This window comes from uncultured Agitococcus sp. (assembly GCF_937920075.1).
Taxonomy (GTDB): Bacteria; Pseudomonadota; Gammaproteobacteria; order Pseudomonadales; family Moraxellaceae; genus Agitococcus.
In genome coordinates this window covers 1-1928 of record NZ_CALETI010000208.1, presented here as the reverse complement: position 1 = coordinate 1928, position 1928 = coordinate 1, and the positions used below count along the sequence as shown (strand labels likewise).

The following is a 1928-nucleotide window of genomic DNA, read 5'->3' as shown; positions in this document are numbered from 1 at the left end:
AAGGCGGTCGTAAGATTTGGGCATTGGCGAAAACAGGTCAATCCATGAGCTTACGCGGTAATGATGTGACTAATGGCTATTTGCTGTTGGCTACCGCTTGTGATGGTACTTTAGCTACAACCGCGCAATTTACCAGTATTCGGGTGGTGTGTAATAACACCTTGGCAGTGGCTTTAAATGGTCAAGGTCAAGCCGTTAAAGTTCCGCACAATACCACCTTTGATGCGCAAGCCGTTAAGAAACAACTCGGTGTCTCTGTCGCGGCATGGGATGATTTTATGTATCGCTTAAAGACTTTAAGTGAGCGTAAAGTCAAAAGTACCGAGGTCGATAAGTTTTATGCCAAAGTGTTTGGTGATGCGGCGATGAAAGGTCAAGCGAGTATGCAGTCCTTTGAACGCACCATGGCCAAAGCAAAGACTTTGTTTGAGGGTCAAGGTTTAGGTTCAGATTTGTCTTCTGCTAAAGGCACGGCGTTTGGTTTATTAAATTCAGTGACCGAGTTTGTTGACCATCAACGTAAAGCGCGAAGTATTGACCATCGTTTAGATTCAGCATGGTTTGGTCAAGGCGCGGTTATCAAACAACGTGCATTGGATGAGGCGTTACGCTTGGTGTCGGCTTAATTTCATTCAGCTTAGTTCTATTTATCTCTGTTAAAGCACGGTGACTGTGGTGGTCATCGTGCTTTTTTTATGCCCTTTTTTCTTAATTATCGTTAAGTTGGAGTTTATCATGATGGGTTACAGTCCTAAATCTTTTGAAGCGGTGCGTGCTAATCGTCAACCGCTATTAACTGCCCTTGCTGCCTTAGCCATTACCCAATTAGTGGTGCGTTATGAAGGCGGCGGCGATTCGGGTGATGTCTCTGAATTAGAGATTTTTCCTGAATCATTAGCACAAGCCAATATTGCAAACACGTTGAAAGTTGAACAACTGACTTACCACTGTTTAGCAGCCGAATATCAAGACGGTGAATACCGTTACTTTTTACAGGAACAACAATCTTCCATTGATTCTGCCTTACGTGATTTTACCTTAACGTGGGTCGATGCTCATCATGGCGGATGGGAAAACAACGATGGGGGATCGGGTACAGTGACGATTAACGTCACCGAGGGAACGTTTCGTTTAGAACATACCGAGTATTATACGGAGTGCAGCAATTATGAATACGATTTATAAGGCTGATTCGGGGTGTGTTCCATCCACACAAGAGATTCATATTTCGCTTGGGGCTTATGGTCGTTTAAGCCATCAACAAGCGATTCAATTGGCTTTAGACGTTACACCACGAGAGCCATTACTCGGTTATCTATCAACAAAACGCTTACAAATTTGTCCACAGAATTTGGGTCAATTTACCTCTGAGTTGGCCTTGCAATTGAAAGCCGAATTAGCTCACATTGAGTTTCGGCTTCATGCCAATGTCCATATCGAAAGACAGCATAAAATCGTCGATATAGCGGATTGGCCACATGAAAAAGAGTGGTTTAAACAGATGGCGCATTTATCGCAGTTACTGGATGCACCTGTTTACACCGCTCATGCAGGTAAACGCGGTACTTGTTCAGTTGCTGAGGTTTTACAGTTTACTCAAGAAATTGAGGATTTATTTGGCATACCTGTCGGTATCGAAGGTCACTACCCTACGCCAAACGGTAAACATCACTGGTTAATCAGTACATGGGCGGAATATCAAGAACTGCTCGAATCGGGGGTGAATTACGCCTTAGATTTGTCGCATTTGAATATTTTGGCGGTACAGAGTAACCATGTGGAATGGAGCTTAGTGCATGAATTACTCAGCAGTCCCCACTGTTTAGAAATTCATCTCAGTGATAATCATGGTTATGGCGACCAACATTTACCGCTGAGTAACCCTCATGCGTTGCCGTGGTGGTGGTCATTACTCAGTTCAGCTAATC

3 protein-coding genes are annotated in these 1928 nt (G+C 43.8%); all 3 read left to right on the top strand.

Going from position 1 to position 1928, the window contains the following annotated elements:
- A partial coding sequence (locus Q0212_RS07675) for a DUF932 domain-containing protein (protein WP_297924188.1) occupies positions 1 to 626 on the top strand: 626 nt, incomplete at its 5' end.
- A gap of 109 nt (positions 627 to 735) precedes the next feature.
- Entirely contained in the window at positions 736 to 1185 is a 450-nt protein-coding gene (locus tag Q0212_RS07670) for a DUF6878 family protein (RefSeq protein WP_297924186.1), read from the top strand.
- Positions 1169 to 1928, top strand: a 760-nt coding sequence (locus Q0212_RS07665) for a hypothetical protein (protein WP_297924184.1), incomplete at its 3' end; no start/stop codon positions are given. The genes Q0212_RS07670 and Q0212_RS07665, both read left to right, overlap by 17 nt.